A 19912-nucleotide genomic window follows, 5' to 3' on the forward strand; every position below is an offset into this window, starting at 1 on the left:
TTTCAAGACGCGCCTGAAGGCTGGCTTGCTTCAAGGGCGTCAATGGAACCCCTCACCGGGGTTTTGTTTTGTCGGAAGGTCGAAAGGCCAACCGCGCGTCACCGGCCTGGTGGCAGAGTGGTCATGTAGCGGACTGCAAATCCGCGTACGCCGGTTCGATTCCGACCCAGGCCTCCACAACTTGCAATGAAGCCCGGTTCGCCGGACTTGCGTGTCATCCGCGGGATTAGCTCAGTTGGTAGAGCGCGACCTTGCCAAGGTCGAGGTCGAGAGTTCGAGTCTCTTATCCCGCTCCAGATGCATGATCCACAGGCTTCACCGACGCCCGTGGACGATGGAGAAAAGGAGCTTCGGCTCCTTTTTTCGTTGCAGCGATGGCGCGCTCACGGGCGCGCCGGCGGAGCGAGTTCCTGCTCCTGTTCCTGCACTTGAAAGCCGTGAAAGGTGGCGAAGCCGGCGACCGGTTCGCGCGGGGTTCTGAACGTGTTCTCCGCCGCGTTCGGATCTTCGTGGCCCAGGGCGATGCCGCAGACCAGGAGCTGCTCGTCGGGCATCGGGACATGCTGGCGGACGATCCGGTGGTACCAGGCGAACGCGGCCTGGGCGCAGGTATGCAGCCCCTGGCCACGGGCTGCGAGCAGGATGTTCTGGATGAACATGCCCAGATCCATGTAGCTGCCGGTGTTCAGGCGGCGGTCGAGGCTGACCAGCAGACCCACCGGGGCATCGAAGAACTGGTAATTGCGAAGCATCTGGCGCTTGCGTGCCTGCAGGTCGTCGCGGGCGATGCCGAGCGTTTCGTAAAGACCGAAGCCGTTCGCGCGGCGCCGGCCCTGATAGGGCTCGAACCAGCTGTCCGGGTAGTAGCGGTACTCGGCTTGGTGCGTCTGCCCGGATTCGGCGGCCGCCCGGATATCCGCGCACAGGGCCTGCTTGGCATCGCCGGCCAGCACATGCACGTGCCAGGGTTGCACGTTGTTGCCGCTCGGAGCACGGGCAGCCACCTGCAGGATGTGCTCGACCACGGAACGGGGAACCTCGAGGGGCAGGAAACGGCGAACGGATTTGCGCGAGCCAATGGCGTCATCGACATGCATGGTGCAGTCCTGTGTGAAGCAGGCGCCCGGCCAGGGCGCGCTTGCGGGTCTATGGGTGGTTAGTCCTTACGAGTTCAGTCTTGACGATTTTGGAGAAGAGTTGGGTGTTCTGCGAGAGCCGGGACAAGGATGCACTCGGTGATGCGGCAGCAGGCTGCGGTGGCGGCGCGGCCGAGGCGGGTGAGGTAGTAGCGGAAGGTGCCGGTGGCGCGTTTGATGATTCCGCGCAGGCGCAAGCGGTGCAATTGGCGGGAGAGGGCCGAGAGCGAGAGTTGCGGGACATGGAGTTTCAAGTCTGTCCGGCGCACGCCGCGGATGTTGAATTCAGGTCGTTGCAAGGCGCGCAGCAAGGCCTGCTCTTTGCGAGTGGATGGCAATGCGAGCAGGTCCGCCCCCGCGAAGGCGTCATTTCCCTTTTTTGCATGAGCTTACACGCTGAACGTCGCCGCGAGCGGTGTGTGTGGAGGCGACGTGACGCGGTGCAGCGTGACTCACGGGCGCGCCCGGGGCGAATATTGATTATCGACCAATAACGCGGATGTTTTTCCAAATGTCGACAATCGGCGCCGGCAGATCATCTGTCGAGAGTTGCTAAACGCGCGCTCTCGCTGGCTCGCGTCGGGCGTATCAAGGCAGACGGACGACGGACACGCTTTATGAGGCGGCGTCGGCGAGCGCGCACGGCCTGCTGCAAGACCGCGGATGCCACCTGGCTCGCATCTTAACTATGACGGAGTAGCGCATGAATTCATCGATTTGGACCGATCTGCTTGGCGTTCCGTTCCAGCAGACGTTTTATACCGCGGGCGGCTACCGCACACGCGTGCTGGAGGCGGGCGAGGGCGCGCCGCTGGTGTTCCTGCACGGCACCGGCGGGCATGCCGAGGCCTACATGCGCAACATCGCCGAGCATGCCAAGCATTTCCACGTCTATTCGATCGACATGTTGGGCCACGGCTTGACCGACAAGCCGGCCGATGCCGATTACACGATGGCGCTGTGGTCCGACCATGTGATCGCCTTCCTGGACGCGATCGGTGCCGAGCGCGCCAGCCTGTCCGGCGAATCGCTCGGCGCAATGGTCTCGGCCTGGACGGCGATCCGCCATCCGCAGCGGGTCGCCAGCCTGGTGATGAACACCGGCATTCTCGCGCCGCCCAACGACAAGGGTCGCGCCGAGCTGCTGGACGTGCTGGAACGTTCGAAGAAGGCCGCCGGGCAGCTCACCCGTGACACGGTGAAGGCACGCATGCAGTGGCTCATGTTCGAGCCGGAAAAGACCCTCACCGACGAGATCATCGACATCCGCTTCAAGATTTACAGCCAGCCGGGCATGGCCCAGGTCATGGGCAAGATCGCCGCCACCGTGCTCGGCGGCGTCACCGACGAGGCCTTCTGCCGGCGCTGGATGAACTCCGAGGTCATGCGCGACATCCAGTGCCCGACGCTGGTGCTGTGGACGCGCCACAACCCCGGCCAGCCAGTCGAGCTGGCCCGCGAGGCGATGAAGCATATTCCGCGCGCCGAACTGGTCGTGCTCGAGAACAGCGCGCACTGGCCGCAGTGGGAGGAACCGGAAAATTTCAATGCGGCGCATCTGGCCTTCCTGCGCAAGTCGGCAGGCTGAAAAGGCCGTCGCCTACGTGAGGAACGCAAGCAGTCAAGGGGCGCTGGGTACAGGAAAAGAAAGAGAGTCGCTAAACCACTAAATGATCATTGGGAGGGGGGAGTGCAATGCAACAGCATACATATTGTATGGATCGTGGTATCGGTCGAAAGGGTTGTCCGACGCTCGGGCATGCGCTTGGTGTTCGCCTGGGCGCAAGGGCCTTTGGCTATGGCAGCGCGCTGCTGCTTGGCTTGGTGCCGACCCTGCGTGCCCATGCCGTCGACTTCACCTTGGCCGATGGGGAGATCGAGGGCAAGGTGACCACGCGCGTGGTCGCGGGGGCCGGCTGGCGCCTCAACAAGCCGTCGCGGTTCATGACCGGCAAGGGCTTTACATCTGATGGAAAGCCAAAGGGAGGTGTGGGGTCGGACGAGTCGGACGACGGCAACCTCAACTTTGGCCAGGGCGATATGTATTCCAACCTGTACAAGGCCACGACCGGAGTCGACCTCAAACACAAGAACTACGGCCTCAACGTCAGCGCCCGCGTGTGGTACGACAATGTGCTCGAGAATCATGATGTGCCGCAGGGCAACTGGCCGAACAACTTCCGTCCGGATAGTCCGCTGAGTGATCGGGGCCTGGACCGGAGCAACAAGTTTTCCGGGTTCATGTGGCTCAACGCCTATGCCTACGGGCATTTCGATCTAGGCCCACAGGCCGCCTTCGATCTGCGCGTCGGCAAGCAGAGCATCAAGTGGGGCGAGGATCTCTTCGTCAACAACATCAACCAGATTAACCCAATCGATTTCACCACCCTGCGCCGGGTCGGTACCGATCCTCGGACCGAGGGCCAGCTACCGGTGGAGATGGTCTTTGGCAATCTCACCTTCGGCAAGGCATGGCGGGTGGAGGCCTTCTGGCAGTGGAAGTGGCGGCCCAACGAATACGACCCGTGCGGAACCTTCTTCAGCGGTATCGACCTCGGGTTCGACATGGGCTGCGGCGGCGCCACCGCCAACCTGGCCTATCCCTTCAATGCCGATACCGCGGCCAACCTGCCCGGGTCTCAGGCGTGGCTGAGCGACGGCTTCAACGTCTCGGTGGGTGCGGTCACGCCCAGGGCGCAGGATGACTACGGCGCCGATGGCGGCCAATACGGCCTTTCGGTCCATTATACCGCCGAGAGCATCAAGACCGATTTCGGCGCGTACTACATGAGCATCAATTCGCGCTCGCCGTACTACGCGGTCACGCTGCACGACCTGCCGGGTACTGTCTACCCCGAAGTCGACAACGCGCTGCTCGCAGCCGGGCTGCCGAAAGGGCTGTTGCTGCCGGTCAACATCTTGCGCTCCTACCGCATGTTCTGGAACTACCCGGACGGGATCAAGATCACCGGTCTGTCCGCAGCGACCAATCTGGGGCAGTGGAAGGTGGCGGCCGAGGTCTCCTATTCGAAGGACCTGCCGGTCCAGTACAACATAGCCGACATGCTGTTTGCTTTCCTGCGAAACACCGGCCCGTTGGCGGCAGGATGGACGAGCACGCCTGGCACGAGCTTCCTGGGCTACAAGCGCTTCGACAAGACTCAGGCGCAGGTCAACGCGATGCGCATGTTCAAGGGCGTGCTCGGTGCTTCCTCGGCCATGGTGGCCGGCGAGGCGGTGTGGGAACATGTCAACCTGCCTTCGGTCAACGAGCTTCGCTTCGGTCGCAGCTTCCATAGCGGCTATGCACCGTTCTTTCCAGAAGAAACATGTTCGCCGATCGGCGACCCCTATGGCTGCTTCAACGAGGGGTTCTATACCCGCAATTCCTGGGGTTACCGTCTGCGCGGGCAACTCAGTTACCCGGCGCCGCGTGGCTGGGTGATCTCGCCTTCACTGACATGGAGCCACGACGTGCGTGGCTTCTCGGTGGACAATCAGCTCAACAAGGGACGCAAGCAATACGTGCTCGGCCTGACCGGCGAGTACGCGAAGAAATACTTCGTTTCCGTCAACTACGGAAACTGGATCGACGGCGCGCGCTACAACACCTTGCGTGATCGGGATTTCATCAATCTGGCCGTCGGCGCGACCTTCTGACGGCGCTCCCCGTGGTAGGGCAAACAGGAGACATAGCTATGCATGATCTTTCAAATCTCACCGTGCTGCGGGTGGATACCCGCAGCAACACGTTCAAGGTGCCGCGCGCCGCTTTCGTCAATCCGAAAGTGCTCGAGGCAGAGCGCGAGCACATCTTCAACCGCTGCTGGCTCTATCTGGGACATGGTTCGGAGATCGCCAAGCCCGGCCAGTACGTCACTCGCACGGTGGCGGGACGGACGCTGATCTTCAACCGTAATCAAAAGGGCCAGGTGCGCGCCTTCCTTAATACCTGCCCGCACCGTGGCGCGACTGTGTGTCGGGAGAAATCCGGCAGCGCCAAGCACTTCCAGTGCATCTACCACGGCTGGGTTTTCGACGACAACGGCAAGATCGCCGATCAGCCGGGGCACGATTCTTATGCGCCGGACTTCAACGAAGGCGGCCAGGCCAACCTCAAGCCCCCCCCGCGGCTGGAGGAGTACCGCGGCCTGTACTTCGTCTGCTTCGACAAGGATGCGGTCGATCTTGCGACCTATCTCGGCGCGGCGCGCGAATACATCGACCTCATCGTGGACCAGAGCGAATCGGGCATGGTGATACTCGGCGGAACGCAGGAGTACAGCATCAATGCCAATTGGAAGCTGCTGGTCGAGAACAGCATCGATGGCTACCACGCCGCGACCACCCACGCCACCTATATGGACTACCTCAAGGGCACCGCCGGTGCCTTGGCCGCGACCGGGGTAGCCGGCGAAGGGCGTGACCTCGGCAACGGACATGCGGTGATCGAGTATTCGGCGCCCTGGGGCCGGCCGATCGGGCAGTGGATTCCGGCGTGGGGCGAGAGCGGCAAGGCCGAGATTGCCCGCATCGTCGCCAGGCTGACCGAACGGTATGGCGAGGAGCGGGCCAAGCGAATCGCGCTCAAGAACCGTAACCTGCTCATTTTTCCCAACCTCATCATCAATGACATCATGGCGATCACGGTGCGCACGTTCTACCCGCTGAGGCCGGACCTGCTGCACGTCAACGCATGGGCAATGGCCCCCGCGGAGGAAACCGAGGCGGCGCGCAAGGCGCGGTTGGAAAACTTCCTCGAATTCATCGGCCCCGGCGGCTTTGCCACGCCCGACGACGTGGAGGCGCTGCAGAACTGCCAGACGGGTTTCAGCAATGCCGACCAGGTGCCCTGGAACGACATCTCCAAGGGCATGGGCAAGTCCGTGCCGTCTGCTGACGATGAGGAGCAGATGCGCGGCTTCTGGCGTGGCTGGGAGGCTTGCATGAACCACGTCAACAACGTTCGCTGAGGAGTGGCCATGCAAACCTTCACCCGCCCTGAACTCGAAGACTTCTTCTACGCAGAAGCCGAGCTGCTGGATAACTGGAAACTTACGGAGTGGCTGGCCCTGTTCACCGAGGACGCGCGCTACGAAGTCCCCTCGACCGACCTGCCGCGCGACGCCCAGGCGAGCACCAACCTGTTCTATATCGCCGACGACGCCTTCCGGCTTTCCGAGCGCGTCAAACGCCTACTCAAGAAAACAGCGCACGCCGAATACCCGCGGCCCAAGACCCGGCACGTGGTCAGCAACGTGCGCATCCTGGCGAGCGACGGCGATCACTGCCAGGCTAGCGCCGTGTTCGTCACCTATCGCTCCAAATCCGGCCACACCGACACCTACATCGGCATCAGCGACTACCAGCTAGTGCGCACCGCCTCCGGGCTGCGCATCCGCAGCAAGCGTTGCACGCTGGATCTGGACTCGCTGCGTCCGCACGGGCGCGTCAGCATCATCCTTTAAGGACATTTGTCATGAGTATTCCCTTCCGTTACCGCAAGCTTGGCTACGTCGCGTTGAACGTCACCGACATCAACCGGTCGGTCGCCTTCTATACCGACATCGTCGGGCTCGAAGTTTCCGGCTCCATCCCCGGCGACGGCCCGGCCTTCCTGCGCTGCAGCTCAGACCACCACAACATCGTGCTCTATCCCAATGACCAGCCCGGCCTCAAGCGCATCGGCTTCGAGCTTGAGAGCCAGCACGAGATTGACCGTGCGCGCCGGCATCTGGAAGGACTCGGCCTTACCGTTGAGGACATCAGCAAGGAGGAGCGCGCGCTGCTGCGCCAGGAGGACGGCCTACGCTTCGTTGAGCCGCATTCGGGCGTGACCATGGAGCTGTACACGCGCATGCTGCAGATGGCGCAGCCGTTCGTTCCGCACCTGGCCAAGATCGCGCGGCTTGGTCACGTGGTGCTGGCAGTCGAGCGTTTCGAGGAGATGGCGAGGTTCCTGCACGAGAACCTCGGCTTTGCCATCTCCGACTTCGTCCAGGGTGCAGTGGTGTTTATGCGCTGCCAGCCCAATCCCTACCATCACACCTTCGCGGTCGGCCGTTCTGCCGGCGGCAACCACCTCAACCACGTCAACTTCATGGTCAGCGATGTCGACGACATCGGCGTGGCGGTGAACCGGCTCAACAAGGCACAGGTGCCGATCGTGTTCGGGCCAGGCCGGCACAAGCCCTCGGGCAGCATCTTCCTCTATTTCCTAGATCCGGATGGCATGACCGTCGAATACAGCTTCGGTATGGAGGAGTTCCCCGAGCACGACTACCGCGAGCCGCGCGTGCTCGAGCCACATCCGCTCTCGCTCGACCTGTGGGGCGGCCTGCCCAAGCCCGAGTTCGGCAAGGTCGGGCCGATCGAGCACGAGCGAGCGCAGGAGGAGGCCTGAGCACATGAGCACGCCAGTGGGGAGTCCAGCCTGGGCCAGCCGCGCGCGGCCGCACGAGGGGCGGGTGGCCATCGTCACCGGCGCGGCTGGTGGCATCGGCCTTGAGATCGCCCTGCGGCTGGGACGCGATGGCGCCGCGCTGGTGGTCGCCGACGCCGATGCTGCGCGGCTGGAAGAGGCCACCGGCACGCTGCGCGGCATAGGCGCCGAGGCCGTGGCCTTGGCCGGCGATCTGGCGCTGGAGGAAACCGCCACGGCATTGGCGGCGCGGGCGATGGACGCATTCGGCCGCATCGACATCCTGGTCAACAACGCCGGCGGCGGGGTCATCCTGCCATTCCTCTCGCACACGCCGCAGACGCTCAGGCAAACCATCGACCGCAACCTGTGGACGGCGCTGTGGTGCTGTCGCGCGGTGATCCCGCTGATGAAGGAGCGCCGCTACGGGCGCATCGTCAACATCGGCGCCGACTCGGTGCGCAACGGCCTGTGGGACCACGCCGCCTACAACGCCGCCAAGGGTGGCGTGCATGGCCTGACCACAGGGCTCGCCCGCGAATTCGCCGACGTCGGCATCACCATCAATACGGTGGCCCCGTGCGCGGTCAACACGCCGCAACTAGCCGGCATCGCCAAGCAGTATCCGGCGATGGTGGAGCGCTTCGTCAGCGTCATACCGATGGGACGGGCAGGCGAGATGGCCGAGGTGGCCTCGATGGTGACCTATCTCGCCGGTGCCGAGGCCTCGTTCGTCACCGGCCAGGTCATCAGCGTCAACGGTGGCAGCACGATGCTGTGAATGCCATGCACGGTCAGCGCGATTGCCTTTTTCCGGTCCCAAGGCCTACCGCCCAATATATCAAGGCGGGCATGGCCGCACGTGCGTCTGACCTTGAGACAAAGCCATGAGTACGTACGACGCCATCGATGTACATACCCACGTCGTGCCGCGCGATTTCCCGCCCTATCGCGGCCTGCGCGCAGGCGTGCGCTGGCCGTCGATGGTCGAGGGGCAGCCTTGTCATCGCCACGTGATGCTGGACGGTGCGGTCTATCGCACGGTGTCGCACCAGTGCTGGGATACCGAGGTGCGCAGCGCCGACATGGAACGCATGGGGCTTGGCATGCAGGTGCTCTCGCCGATGCCCGAGCTGCTCTCCTATTGGCTGGAGGGCGACGACGGCCAGGCGCTCGCGCGTTACATCAACGAATCCATCGCCACGCTGGTGCAGGCCGCGCCCAGACGCTTCGCCGGCTTGGGCACCGTGCCGTTGCAGGACGTCGAATGTGCAATCGAGGAACTGGACATCCTGCTGCACCAGTTCGGCCTGGCCGGCGTGGAACTGGGTAGCAATGTCCAGGGCGTGCCGATCGGCGATGCGCGCTTTCTGCCCTTCTTCCAGGCTGCCGAACGCTGGGGTGCGGCGGTGTTCGTGCATGCGCTGCGGCCGTGCGGGATGGAGCGCCTGGTCGGGCCGCCGGTACTCGAGCAGGCGCTGGCCTTTCCCGGGGAAGTAGGCCTTGCCGCGGCCTCGATGATCACCGGCGGCACGCTCGCGGCCTGCCCGGATTTGCGCATCGCCTTCAGCCATGGCGGCGGCACGCTCGGCCTGCTGGTGCCGCGCCTGCGACATGCATGGAAGAGCTTTCCGATGCTCACGCAGGCGATCGCGCTCGATCCGCTCGATGCCGTCCGGCGCATGTACTACGACACACTGGTCTACGATGAGGCCACGCTCGGCTATCTGCTTGCGACCTTCGGCGCCGAACGCCTGCTGCTCGGCAGCGACTATCCCTTCGCGATCATGGACGCCGATCCGGTCGCGCGCCTGACCGCGCTGCCCGAGCCAGTGCGCGAGGCGGTCCGCCACCACAACGCGCGGCGCTGGTTGTACGGCACTTCCATGCCGGCGGCGGCGACACATTCTTTGCAAAACCCACAAGATGGAGACGCCCCATGAATGCCCAGATCCACGAACCGCTGGTCATCGAGCCTGCCCGCCGCGCGCCGGTCGGCATCGTGATCGGCGATGCCAACGGCATCGGTCCTGAGGTGGTCGCCAAGTCCTGGGCCAGCGGGCGTCTACATCAGGTGTGCCGGCCGATTCTGATCGGCAGCGCCGCGGCGATGGAGCGCGCCGTGGCCGCGCTCGGCCTCGACCTGCGCGTGCGCGCCATCGCTGCCCCGGACATGGCGCAGGCCGATCCGCAGGTGATGGACATCATCGACAGCGGCGCGCTCGATCCGGCTGCGATCACGCCTGGCCGCGACACCGCTGCCAGCGGCCGCGCCGTGGGTACGTGGCTTGCGCAGGCCGACCAACTGGCCCGCGCGGGCGCGCTCGGGGCGACGGTAATGGCGCCGGTGAGCGCAGTCGCGCTGGAGATGGCCGGCATGCTCGACCGCATCGTCACCGCCAAGCCGGGCGAAACCTACCTGGTGTTGTTCTCCGGAGCGCTGCGCATCACCCATCTCACCGACCACATGCCGCTGCGCGAGGTGTCCGCGATGATCGACAAGGATCTCATCGCGCTCACCCTGCGCAAGATGGATGCCGCGCTGAGGCAGTGGGGCATCGCCGCGCCGCGCATCGTCGTGGCCGGTTTCAATCCGCACGCCAAGGGCACCGAGGACAGCGAGGAGATCGCGCCCGGTGTCGCCGCCGCGCGGCGCGAGGGCATCGACGTGACCGGGCCGGTGAGTCCTGATTCGGTGTTCCGCCATTGCCTGGAAGGGCATTACGACATGGTGCTCGCCATGTACCACGACCAGGGCCACATCGCGATCAAGACCGCGTGCTTCTCCGGCAACGTCGCGCTCTTTCTGGGGCCGCCCTATCCGCAGGTCACGGTGGCGCACGGGACCGCGTACGACATCGTCGGCCGCGGCGTGGCAGACCACAGCATGGTCCTGAACGCCATTCTCGCCGCCGGCTCCCTGGCCGCCGGCAACGCCTTCGCCAACCTGCATTGATCTGCCGCCATCATCGAAACGAGGAATCCCGAGGTGAACCAGCAAGCCCCCTACCGCTTCATCGCCCACACCGCCGAGGTGCCCGAGGATCGGGCGCTGGCGGTCGTGCTGCCCGACCACCCACCGCTCGCGGTGGCGCGCCTGGGCGATGAGTTCTTCGTCCTGGACGACACCTGCACCCATGGCGCGGCGTTGCTCTCGGACGGCGAGATCATCGGCGGGGAAATCGAGTGCCCGTTTCACGCCGGACGCTTCGACATCCGTACCGGCCAGGCCACGGCATTTCCCTGCATCAAGGCATTGCGGGTCTATCCCACCTGCGTGGAGAACGGCGCCGTGCTGGCCGACCTCGACGCATCCGGCGCGGCGCCACTTTGCGGCCAGACCTGCACCCAAGCGGCCACCGCCTGAAAGCAAACGGCGGCGGCCATTTATCCGTCGGCCAGGCGGCGCCTGGCCGACCCACTGGCAGTGGCCCCCAAGGCCACGCTATACATACAGGAGCAGTCAAAGCATGAACACCACAGTAGTTCCCGTCACTAACGCCGATGCGGAGCAGGGCGTTCCCAATGCGCGTTCCACCATCAGCGGCGAATTGTTGAGACTCGATAGCGAGATGCGTGGGGTCGATCGGCGCATCTTCTTTGACCCGGACATCTACGAGCTCGAGTTCGACCGCATCTGGAGCAAGGTGTGGGTGTATGTGGCCCACGAAAGCCAGATACCCAAACCCAAGGATTTCCTGACCACCTGGATCGGCCGCGTGCCGGTGATCGTCTCGCGCGATCGCAAAGGAACGGTGCATGCGTTCGTCAACGTATGCACGCATCGCGGTGCCACACTGTGCCGCACCGAGAAGGGCAATGCCGGCACCTTCGTCTGTCCGTTCCACGGCTGGGCGTTCAGCGACCAGGGCGAGCTCCTGGCGATGAACGAGGAGGAGAGCGGCGGCTATCCGGCTGGCTTTGACAAAAGCAAGCGCGGGCTGACCCGGGTGCGCTGCGAAAGCTACAAGGGTTTCCTGTTCGCCACGCTCAATCCCGAAGCCGAGCCGCTGGAGGATTACCTGGCAGAGGCCAAGCCCTTCATCGACACCTTCGCCGAGCAGTCGCCGCAGGGCATTGAGGTGCTCAAGGGCCGCTTCATCTACAACTACGAGGGCAACTGGAAGCTGCAGGGCGAGAATGGCGTGGACGGCTACCACGTGCCGATGGTGCATGCCAATTACGTGCAGATGGTCGCCCACCGCATGCAGGCCAACGCGGGCGAGAAGACGGTCAAGACGATCGACGCCGGCAAGTTCGGCAAGCTCGGCGGCGGTTATTACGATCTGCGCAACGGCCACACCCTACTGTGGACCAACATTCCCAACCCGCAGGACCGGCCGCTGTACGTCGCCCACGAAGAGCTCGCCGCCCGGCTGGGCAAGCTCAAGGCCGAATGGGCGATGGACCGTTCGCGCAACTTGCTGATCTACCCGAACCTGCTGCTGATGGATCAGGCCAGCAGCCAGATCCGCGTGTTCCGGCCGCTTGCGGTGAACCGCACCGAGGTGACGGCCTACTGCTTCGCGCCGGTCGGCGAACCGGCCGCCGAACGCAACAAGCGCATCCGCCAGTACGAGGACTTCTTCAACGCCTCGGGCATGGCCACGCCCGACGACCTCAACGAGTTCAACGAGACGCAGAAGGGCTTCGGCGCCTACGGACTACAGCGCTGGAGCGACATCTCGCGTGGCGAGGCGCACGAGATACCCGGGCCCGACGCCGCCGCCAGCGAGCTCGGTATCCAGCCGGGCAGCAGCGGTCCGGACGCCGCCGACGAAGGCATCTTCGTCGCCCAGCACGAACGCTGGCTGCAGCTGATGCAGGCCGGCACGGAGGCATCCTTATGAACGATTTCGAGTTGACCCGCTCGGTGCATGACTTCCTGTACCGGGAAGGCGAATACCTGGATCAACAGCGCTGGGACGAATGGCTCGCGCTGTTCGACCCGGAGGCCGAGTACTGGATACCGGCCTGGGACGGCGAGCACGAGCTCACCGCCGATCCGATGCGCGAGATGTCGCTGATGTACTACCGCAACCGCTCGGGGCTGGAGGACCGCATCTTCCGCCTGCGCACCGGGCGTTCGTCGGCGTCGGTTCCGTTGCCGCGCACCACCCATCTGGTCAGCAACATCCGCATTGGCGGCTTCGACGGCAGCCAGTGCCAGGTGACCGCCAGCTGGGTGGTGTTCTCGTTCAAGGACAAGCAGTCGCATCAGTTCAATGGCCGCTACGAATACGTGCTGGCCGCGCAGGGCGGTGACTGGGTGATCAAGCGCAAGAAGATCATCGTCAACAACGAGGTCATTCCCTCGTTGATGGACATCTACAGCATCTAGTGTAGTGCTGCATTCTGTTTGGAATTTAATCGGTTGTTGGCGCGAATGACTTTCTGGATGAGGAAACGAACTGTGAAAAAAGACAGCAGTGTTGTGATCGTGGGTGCCGGGCCGGTGGGCATGATCAATGCCCTGGGGCTGGCTCGTGCCGGTGTGGATGTGATCGTGCTCGAAGCGCATCCGGGCATCGTCCCCGAGCCGCGGGCGATGACCTACCACTGGACTGTGCACGAAGGCATGCAGAGCCTGGGGCTGCTTCAGGACATGCTCACCGAGGGCTTCAAGGTGCCGGAGATGTGCTACCGCATCTTCGCCACCGGCGAGGTGATCCGCTTCAACATCGGCGCGATCGCCGGCTACACGCCCTATCCGTATGTCATCTCGCTGGGCCAGGACCAGCTCGAAGGCATCGTGCTCAAGCATCTGGCCGATTACCCCAACGTGCAGATCCACTGGAACACCACCATGAGCGATCTCGTCCAGGACGAGCACGGCGTCACCGTGACCGCCGAGCGCGACGGTCGGCCGTTGACCTATCGCGCCGATTGGGTGATCGGCACCGACGGCGGGCGCAGCCGGGTGCGCAAGGCGATCGGCGTTGAGTTCTTGGGCATGACCTGGCCGCAGCGTTTCGTCGCCACCAACGTAGTGTACGACTTCGAGAAATACGGCTGGGGACTGGCCAACTACCTGGTCGATCCGGAGTACGGCGCGGTGATCGCCAAGGTGACGCGCTCGGGCATCTGGCGGGTCACCTTCAGCGAGGACGCGAGCGGTACCCTGGAAGGCATCGAGGACCGCATCCGGGCCTTCTACGCCAAGGTCTTTCCCGGTCCCGAGCCTTATGAGATCAAGCTCTACTCGGTCTACAACATGCACCAGCGCTGGGCGGAGAAGTTCCGCGTCGGCCGCGTGCTCTTGGCCGGCGACGCGGCGCACCTGACCAATCCCACCAACGGCTTTGGCTTGGTCTCGGGTATGCTCGATTCGCAGGTGCTCTACGAGGCGCTCGCCGCCGTGGTCAAGGGCGAGATCGATGATGGCGTGCTCGATCAGTACTCGCGCGACCGCCGCCGGGCATTCGAGGAAATCGCTTCGCCCTCGTCGGTGGAGACCAAGCGCTTCGTCTTCCATTCCGACGATCCGGAACGCTTCCAGGCCGATCTCGTCCGCATGCGCCGCATCGCCAGCGATCCGGAGCTGCTGCGCCAGCAACTTATGATCGGCCACCGCATGCAGACGCCCTCGTTGGTGCGTCCTACCGGCATGGCCGCGTGACGACCGATACCGGACCGAAAGGAACGAGACATGCATGAGCAACACCACATTGCACAGCAGGGCCGGTGGGCATGATCAACGCGCTCGGGCTGGCCCAGGCGGGCGTGGGACGTAACCCCTGCACCGCCACCGGCAAAGCTGCTAAAGCCAAGTTGCGTGAGCTCTACAAGACGACCCCGGCCTGAGCCTGTCGTGCCGCCGTCTCGTGTTTTCTGCATCCAGTTTGCCAGGAGCCGACCATGAGTGACCAACCCATCCGCTTTGACTACGCCGAGCTTGCCAAGCCCGATCGCACCCATGCACGCCTGTATACCGATCCGGACATTTTTGCCGAGGAGATAGAAAAGATCTTCCGCCATTCCTGGGTGTACGTCGCCCATGAGAGCGAGATTCCCAAACCCGGCGACTATCTCACCACCTACATCGGCCTGATCCCGGTCATCGTCACCCGCGACGAGGCGGGCAAGGTGCACGTGCTGGTCAACCGCTGCATGCATCGCGGCGCCACCGTGTGTCCGTATGAGAAGGGCGCGGCCAAGGCGTTTACCTGTCCCTATCACGGCTGGGAATATGCACTGGACGGCCGGCTCAACGCAGTGGGCCTGCCCAAGGGTTACAACCCGGGCGAGATCGACAAGGGCAAGCTCGGCCTGCGCGAGGCGGCCAAGGTCGGCAGCTACCGCGGTATCATCTGCGCGGTATTAGACGAGGTGCCCGACATCAGCCTGGAGGAAAAGCTCGGGCCTGCGCTGCCGATCCTCGACGCCTACATGGACCTTTCCCCCACCGGCGAGATCGAGGTCGGCAGGAGCGGCGTCTACAAGCACGCCTACCATGGCAATTGGAAGATCCAGGTGGAAGGCTCGGTGGAGGGCTACCACCCGGTCTTCACCCATCAAAGCGCGTTCGAAACCATCGGCCGCACGATGGGCATCAATCCAAAGAGCAGCTTTACCGGTTCGGGCAAGACCGGCCTCCTGGGCCGCGACCTGGGACACGGAAACAACATCCTCGAGGTTTACAAATACACCGACGAGCAGGTCAGCCAACGCTATCCGCAGGCCTACATCGACCTGCTCAAGGACGCCCACGGCGAGAAGCGCGCGATGGCCGCCCTGCGCACGCGCTTCAACCTGGTCATCTTCCCCAATCTCGCCATCCTGGAATATCAGTTCCGCGTCACACGACCGGTGCAGGTGGATCTGAGCGAGGTGCGCATCTACCACACCATGCTCAAGGGCCTGCCGGAGGAATTCTCCGCACTCAACCTGCGCCGCGTGCGCGAGCACGAGTTCTTCTACGGCCCCGCCGCTTTCGGCGGTCCGGACGACTACGTCGCCTTCGAGCGCATCCAGCAGGGCCTCGTCGCAGACGAAGAGGCGCCGTGGGTGCTGCTCAATCGAGGCTATACGACCGAGCAGGTCGATGCGGAAGGCTGCCGCTACGGCGATCTCACCCAGGAAACCCAGCAGCGTGCGCCCTACTACGAATACCGTCGCCTGATGGCGCGCTCCCTGGAGGCCGTATGAACCGCAGCGATGCCGAGAGCTTCCTTTATCGCGAGGCCGCGCTGCTCGACCACAAGCGCCTGGACGCGTGGCTCGACCTGTTCAGCGACGATGCCCTGTACTGGATCCCCGTCAACAAGGGCGACTACGATCCGCGCGAGCATGTCTCGTTCATCTACGACAACATGACCCTGCTCAAGGAGCGCATCGGGCGGCTGACCGGCGAGCACTGCCATGCGCAGCAGCCGCCTTCCTCGACGCTGCATACTGTTTCCAACGTCGAAGTCGAACCGATCGGTCCCGGACGCGTGTGCGTGCGCTCCAACGCAGTGATCTACGAATTCCGCAACAACGCCCAGCGCCGGCTCTATCCACTGCAGAGCTTTCCGACGTTCTGCACGCACGAGTTGCGCGAGGAGCAAGGTCGCTGGCGCATCACCTCGAAGAAGGTCGTGCTGCTCAATGCGGACGGCGAGATCTTCGACCTGAGTTTCCTGCTGTGAGGGCAGATCGATGAACACATCCGACAAGCCGGCCGAACATGGCCTGCTCGATTTTTCCCGCGATAGCAGGGAGTTCAAGGACGCGCTGATGCTGATGCGGCAGGTGCTCGGACCTGCCGAGTGCGAAAAGATTGCCGGCATGACCGGGCATCCGCTGTTCGGCGATGCGATCGGCTATCTCGTTTCCAGCACCTGGGGGGCGGCCTTCCACCGCCCGGGACTGCCCTTGCGCGATCGCGCCATGCTGATGATCGGCACCGATCTCGCGCTCGGCCGCGAGGGGCCGCTCAAGGACCACATCCGCATCGCCCTGCATGCGGGCGTGACCCAGCAGGAGATCGTCGAAGCGCTGTTCCAGTCGATCTTCTACGTCGGCGCCCCGGGCTTCGTGCTCGGGCTCAAGGTGGCCGGCGAGGTATTCGGCGACGGCGCCGGCGACGCCGCGCAACCGGCCACGGTGGCCCTGGCCAATGCCGGCGCGCTCAAGGAGCTTGGCGTGCGGCTCGGGCCGATCAACCACGTCGCCATGGCGGTGGCGGACTGGAAGCGCACCGCGCGCGGCTTCGCTGCCTTGCTCGGCCTGAAGACCTGGCGCGAGCTGCCGATCAGCTCGCAGATGCTCGACGAGGCGCGCTACTACGGCGAGCCGGCCGAATACTGCTGGATCTCGGCCTTCGCCAGGCTCGGCGACACGCTGCTCGAGCTGTGCCAGCCGGTTTCCGGCAAGACCATGTTCGCCGACTTCGTGCAGCGGCACGGCGACGGCATCCAGCACGTTGGCGACCTGTCTCATCCCGACCCGCTCGGGCTGGTGCAGGCCTATACCAGCCAGGGCATTGCGGTCGGCACCTACGGCAAGATCGGCGGCGTGGCCGAGCTGTTCTTTCTAGATACCCGCACGCAGCTCGGCGGCTTGGTGCTGGAAGTGGTCGCTCCGCCCACCTACGCGCAGATCGCCGATCTGGGCAACGACGTCACCTTCAACTGAGGCGAACGGAGAACCACAAGATGTCGACTCCTTTTCCGGCCGAGCGCTGGGACACCTTGCAGGTCGTGGTGCGCGATTACCGCCAGGTGGTGCTCAACTTCGCGCGCTTCTTCGGCATCGCTCGCTGGGAGGTGCGGCGCGTCGATGGCTGCCGTCTGCGCGACCATCGCGTGGCGGGGCAGCCGGCGGCCTGTCGCTGGATCAGCGTGACGGGCCGCAATGCGGCCTTCGGCATCGAGCTGGTGCAGCCGATAGATGGCCCCACGCCGTACCAGCGTATGCTGGATACGGTGGGCGAGGGCATGCACGGGCTCGCCTTCATGGTCGCCGACCGCGCCGGCGCGCAGCGCTGGTTAGACGGCCTTGCCGGGGAAGGAGGCGGCGCATGCCAGCATGGCAGCCTCGCGCAGGACTGGGACTATTACATGCTGGACACCCGTGCGCTGCTCGCGGGCATCAGCCTGGAACTGCGCGTGCCGCACTCCACGGCCGTTTCGGCGCCGGACGAGGTGCTGCAGGTGGACCTTTGCCGCTTCGGCCCGGCCTTGTTGCCGGTGCAGAAGCTTTATCACCTTGGCGTGGTGTGCGCCGACCGGCATCGCACCAAGGCGACGCTGCAGCGTCTGTTCGGCATCGAAAGCTGGATCGAGCTCGAGATCGAGAGCGGTCGCACCATCAGCGACACTACCTACTACGGGCGCGAGGTCTACCACGCCTACGACAACCACGTCGGCCGGCGCGGCGGGATTTCCTTCGAGCTCATCACGCCACGCACCGCCGACAACGTCTACGATGACTTCCTGAAGCAGCGCGGCGAGGGCATGCAGCACGTCTTCCCGACCATCTGCACGCGCGAGGAGTCTGACCGCGCGCTCGCGCAGCTGCGTCCGCTCGGCATCGACATCATTCAGAGCGGCAACATCGGCGGGCTGCTCGAGTACTACTATCTGGACACCCGGCGCTACCTGCCGGGCATCACCACCGAAGTGGTCGTGCCGCTGCGCGAGGATTGGCGCGAGATGTTGTTTCCCGACCCTGCCGCGGTTTGGACATTGATGGGCGATTGATTTTCCACACCAAGGTTTAAACTACCGGCTTTAGCCGGTCAGCTTTAGCTATGACAATGGCTGCAACCGAGGAGGGGGTAGCCATGGAGTACAGATACGGTAGTCATACGGTGTATGAAATCGAGTATCACTTTGTGTGGGTGACGGAAGTATCGCTACAAGGTGCTGGTGGGTGCCATCGCGGAGTAAGCGGTAACTCCACGGCGTTCGGCTACTTCGTATCGACGGTGGGTCGGGATGAGGCGGTGATCCGGAGTACATTCGCAATCAGGAAAAGGAGGATGATCGACTGGATCAGCTGCAGTTGCTGCGATAAGCCTGCCACCTTCAGGTGGCATCACCAAGGGAAGCGCGTTAGCGCCCTGCCAGCCGCTTTGAGCGGCTCACACTACGAATGCCCCCCGCTTTGCCGGGGATTGTTACCTTGACACGCGCCGCCCTGCTTTAGCGGCATTTTTGAAATAAATAGGAAATAATATTAGACACTTGCGTCTGTAGCTGCCGAACCCGGGGGCGAGCGTCCGGGACGACCGGCGCAAGGATCAGCCGGCCCTCATCTGAAGGAGGTCAGATCCGGTTCCGCCTGCCACTGCGGCAACACCGGCCCCAGCAGCTCCGCCAGGGCCTCGCCATCCGCGGCGCTCAGGCGCCATTGGCCGGCATTGACGTTGGCTTCGATCTGCGCCGGGTTCATGGTGCCGGCGATCACGCTGCTGACGGCCGGCTGCGACAACAGCCAGGCGAAAGCCAGTTCCAGGAGGCTGTGTCCGCGGATGGCGGCGAACTCGGCCAGCGCAGCCAACAGGCGTTCGTTTTGCGGGGTGCGCAGACGCGTGACGGTCGGACTGCCGGCGGCCCCGCGGGTGCCGGCCGGGGCAGCCGCGCCGGGGCGGTATTTACCGCTGAGTAGCCCGGCGGCGAGCGGGAAGTACGGCAGGAAGCCAATGCCTTTTTCCATGCAAAACGGCAGTAATTCCAGCTGCGCCCCGCGCACCAGGAGACTGTACTGGTGCTGAGCGGTGGCAAACGCCGGCACGCCCAGGCGCGCTGCCTCGCCGAGCGCCTCGGCATGGCGCCAGGCAGCGTAGTTGCATTGCCCGATGTGGCGCACCTTTCCCTCGCGCACCAGTGGGGCGAAGGCTTCCAGGATCTCCTGCGCTGCGACGTGAGGAAATGGGAAGTGCAGCTGCAACAGGTCCAGGTAATCGGTATCCAGACGTCGCAAACTGATTTCGCATTGGCTGCGGATGACCGCGCTGACCGACTCGCCCGGGGCCATGTTCCACAGATGGCACTTGCTCGCCAGAACCACTTCACCGCGCCGGCCGGCAAGGGCCTTGCCCAGGAATTCCTCGCTGCGGCCGTCGTTGTAGATATGGGCGGTGTCGATGAAGTTCACACCCAGCGCCAAGGCGTGATGCACAGTTGTGATGCTCGATGGCAGGTCCTGACGGGGTGGGCCGAACACGTTGCCGCCCAGTCCGACGGCCGAGACCTCAAGGCCCGTGTTGCCAAGTTGCCGATATTCCATGTTGCGGTCTCCTCAATAAACAAGGGCCGGGTGCCGCATGGGTGCCGAAAGTCGCGCCCTGTACTCGCGGTTCCGCACCGAAACGGCAGGCAAAAGGCGTGTGCTGGACCATGCCTCAATTGAAGGCGGCGGCTCGGCA

General features: G+C 64.1%; 19 protein-coding genes, 2 tRNA genes and 2 pseudogenes. 20 read left to right on the forward strand and 3 right to left on the reverse strand.

Going from position 1 to position 19912, the window contains the following annotated elements:
• Nucleotides 1-103 precede the first annotated feature (103 nt).
• Nucleotides 104-177 (forward strand) — tRNA-Cys (locus D9R12_RS02055).
• A 43-nt stretch (nucleotides 178-220) separates the two neighbouring features.
• A tRNA-Gly gene (locus D9R12_RS02060) sits at nucleotides 221-296 on the forward strand.
• A gap of 87 nt (nucleotides 297-383) precedes the next feature.
• On the opposite strand, the gene D9R12_RS02065 is transcribed toward D9R12_RS02060, so the two are convergent.
• Entirely contained in the window at nucleotides 384-1097 is a 714-nt protein-coding gene (locus D9R12_RS02065) for a nitroreductase (RefSeq protein ID WP_122227362.1), read from the reverse strand.
• A 74-nt stretch (nucleotides 1098-1171) separates the two neighbouring features.
• Nucleotides 1172-1447 carry a hypothetical protein gene (locus tag D9R12_RS15530; protein WP_147475038.1) on the reverse strand — a complete coding sequence of 92 codons (276 nt, stop codon included), beginning with the start codon at nucleotides 1445-1447 and terminating at the stop codon, nucleotides 1172-1174.
• 392 nt (nucleotides 1448-1839) lie between these two features.
• On the opposite strand from D9R12_RS15530, the gene D9R12_RS02070 reads away from it, so the two are divergent.
• From D9R12_RS02070 to D9R12_RS16230, 18 genes and pseudogenes are all read left to right on the forward strand, one after another.
• Entirely contained in the window at nucleotides 1840-2724 is an 885-nt protein-coding gene (locus tag D9R12_RS02070) for an alpha/beta fold hydrolase (RefSeq protein WP_122227365.1), read from the forward strand.
• Nucleotides 2725-2852: 128 nt separating this feature from the next.
• On the forward strand, nucleotides 2853-4796 hold the full coding sequence (locus D9R12_RS02075; protein WP_170159106.1) for a DUF1302 domain-containing protein: 1944 nt from the start codon (nucleotides 2853-2855) through the stop codon (nucleotides 4794-4796).
• 38 nt (nucleotides 4797-4834) lie between these two features.
• Nucleotides 4835-6109: an aromatic ring-hydroxylating oxygenase subunit alpha gene (locus tag D9R12_RS02080; RefSeq protein WP_122227370.1), complete on the forward strand. Its 1275-nt coding sequence runs from the start codon at nucleotides 4835-4837 to the stop codon at nucleotides 6107-6109.
• A 9-nt stretch (nucleotides 6110-6118) separates the two neighbouring features.
• Entirely contained in the window at nucleotides 6119-6604 is a 486-nt protein-coding gene (locus D9R12_RS02085) for an aromatic-ring-hydroxylating dioxygenase subunit beta (protein ID WP_122227373.1), read from the forward strand.
• 11 nt (nucleotides 6605-6615) lie between these two features.
• Nucleotides 6616-7539, forward strand: a complete 924-nt coding sequence (locus tag D9R12_RS02090; RefSeq protein ID WP_122227376.1) for a VOC family protein — start codon at nucleotides 6616-6618, stop codon at nucleotides 7537-7539.
• A 4-nt stretch (nucleotides 7540-7543) separates the two neighbouring features.
• Nucleotides 7544-8338: an SDR family oxidoreductase gene (locus D9R12_RS02095; protein WP_122227379.1), complete on the forward strand. Its 795-nt coding sequence runs from the start codon at nucleotides 7544-7546 to the stop codon at nucleotides 8336-8338.
• 106 nt (nucleotides 8339-8444) lie between these two features.
• Complete coding sequence (locus tag D9R12_RS02100) at nucleotides 8445-9500, forward strand: amidohydrolase family protein (protein WP_122227381.1); 1056 nt, start codon at nucleotides 8445-8447, stop codon at nucleotides 9498-9500.
• Nucleotides 9497-10513, forward strand: a complete 1017-nt coding sequence (locus D9R12_RS02105) for a PdxA family dehydrogenase (RefSeq protein ID WP_122227384.1) — start codon at nucleotides 9497-9499, stop codon at nucleotides 10511-10513. Before D9R12_RS02100 ends, D9R12_RS02105 begins: the two co-directional genes overlap by 4 nt.
• Nucleotides 10514-10546: 33 nt before the next feature.
• Nucleotides 10547-10924, forward strand: coding sequence for a non-heme iron oxygenase ferredoxin subunit (locus D9R12_RS02110; RefSeq protein WP_244919611.1), 378 nt, complete (start codon nucleotides 10547-10549; stop codon nucleotides 10922-10924).
• A 103-nt stretch (nucleotides 10925-11027) separates the two neighbouring features.
• On the forward strand, nucleotides 11028-12407 hold the full coding sequence (locus D9R12_RS02115) for a Rieske 2Fe-2S domain-containing protein (protein ID WP_122227387.1): 1380 nt from the start codon (nucleotides 11028-11030) through the stop codon (nucleotides 12405-12407).
• Nucleotides 12404-12898, forward strand: coding sequence for an aromatic-ring-hydroxylating dioxygenase subunit beta (locus D9R12_RS02120; protein ID WP_122227390.1), 495 nt, complete (start codon nucleotides 12404-12406; stop codon nucleotides 12896-12898). The genes D9R12_RS02115 and D9R12_RS02120 overlap by 4 nt, the downstream gene beginning before the upstream one ends.
• A 72-nt stretch (nucleotides 12899-12970) precedes the next feature.
• The gene (locus D9R12_RS02125) at nucleotides 12971-14176 is read left to right on the forward strand and encodes an FAD-dependent oxidoreductase (protein WP_170159107.1); all 1206 of its coding nucleotides are present in this window, start codon (nucleotides 12971-12973) and stop codon (nucleotides 14174-14176) included.
• Between the two features lie 239 nt (nucleotides 14177-14415).
• A complete protein-coding gene (locus D9R12_RS02130) occupies nucleotides 14416-15705 on the forward strand; it encodes an aromatic ring-hydroxylating oxygenase subunit alpha (RefSeq protein WP_122227396.1) in 1290 nt (429 codons plus the stop codon).
• Entirely contained in the window at nucleotides 15702-16187 is a 486-nt protein-coding gene (locus D9R12_RS02135; protein ID WP_122227399.1) for an aromatic-ring-hydroxylating dioxygenase subunit beta, read from the forward strand. Before D9R12_RS02130 ends, D9R12_RS02135 begins: the two co-directional genes overlap by 4 nt.
• Nucleotides 16188-16197: 10 nt before the next feature.
• Complete coding sequence (locus tag D9R12_RS15860; RefSeq protein WP_210538961.1) at nucleotides 16198-17175, forward strand: carboxymuconolactone decarboxylase family protein; 978 nt, start codon at nucleotides 16198-16200, stop codon at nucleotides 17173-17175.
• A 20-nt stretch (nucleotides 17176-17195) separates the two neighbouring features.
• On the forward strand, nucleotides 17196-18242 hold the full coding sequence (locus tag D9R12_RS02150) for a VOC family protein (RefSeq protein WP_122227401.1): 1047 nt from the start codon (nucleotides 17196-17198) through the stop codon (nucleotides 18240-18242).
• Nucleotides 18243-18325: 83 nt separating this feature from the next.
• Nucleotides 18326-18422: pseudogene (locus D9R12_RS02155) on the forward strand (transposase); the annotation flags it as partial.
• A gap of 23 nt (nucleotides 18423-18445) precedes the next feature.
• Nucleotides 18446-18558: pseudogene (locus D9R12_RS16230) on the forward strand (IS200/IS605 family transposase); the annotation flags it as partial.
• A gap of 237 nt (nucleotides 18559-18795) precedes the next feature.
• Here the strand turns inward: D9R12_RS16230 and D9R12_RS02165 are convergent.
• Nucleotides 18796-19773: an aldo/keto reductase gene (locus tag D9R12_RS02165; protein ID WP_122227404.1), complete on the reverse strand. Its 978-nt coding sequence runs from the start codon at nucleotides 19771-19773 to the stop codon at nucleotides 18796-18798.
• Nucleotides 19774-19912 lie beyond the last annotated feature (139 nt).

It is taken from the genome of Pseudoxanthomonas spadix, assembly GCF_003703395.1.
Taxonomy (GTDB): Bacteria; Pseudomonadota; Gammaproteobacteria; order Xanthomonadales; family Xanthomonadaceae; genus Pseudoxanthomonas_A; species Pseudoxanthomonas_A spadix.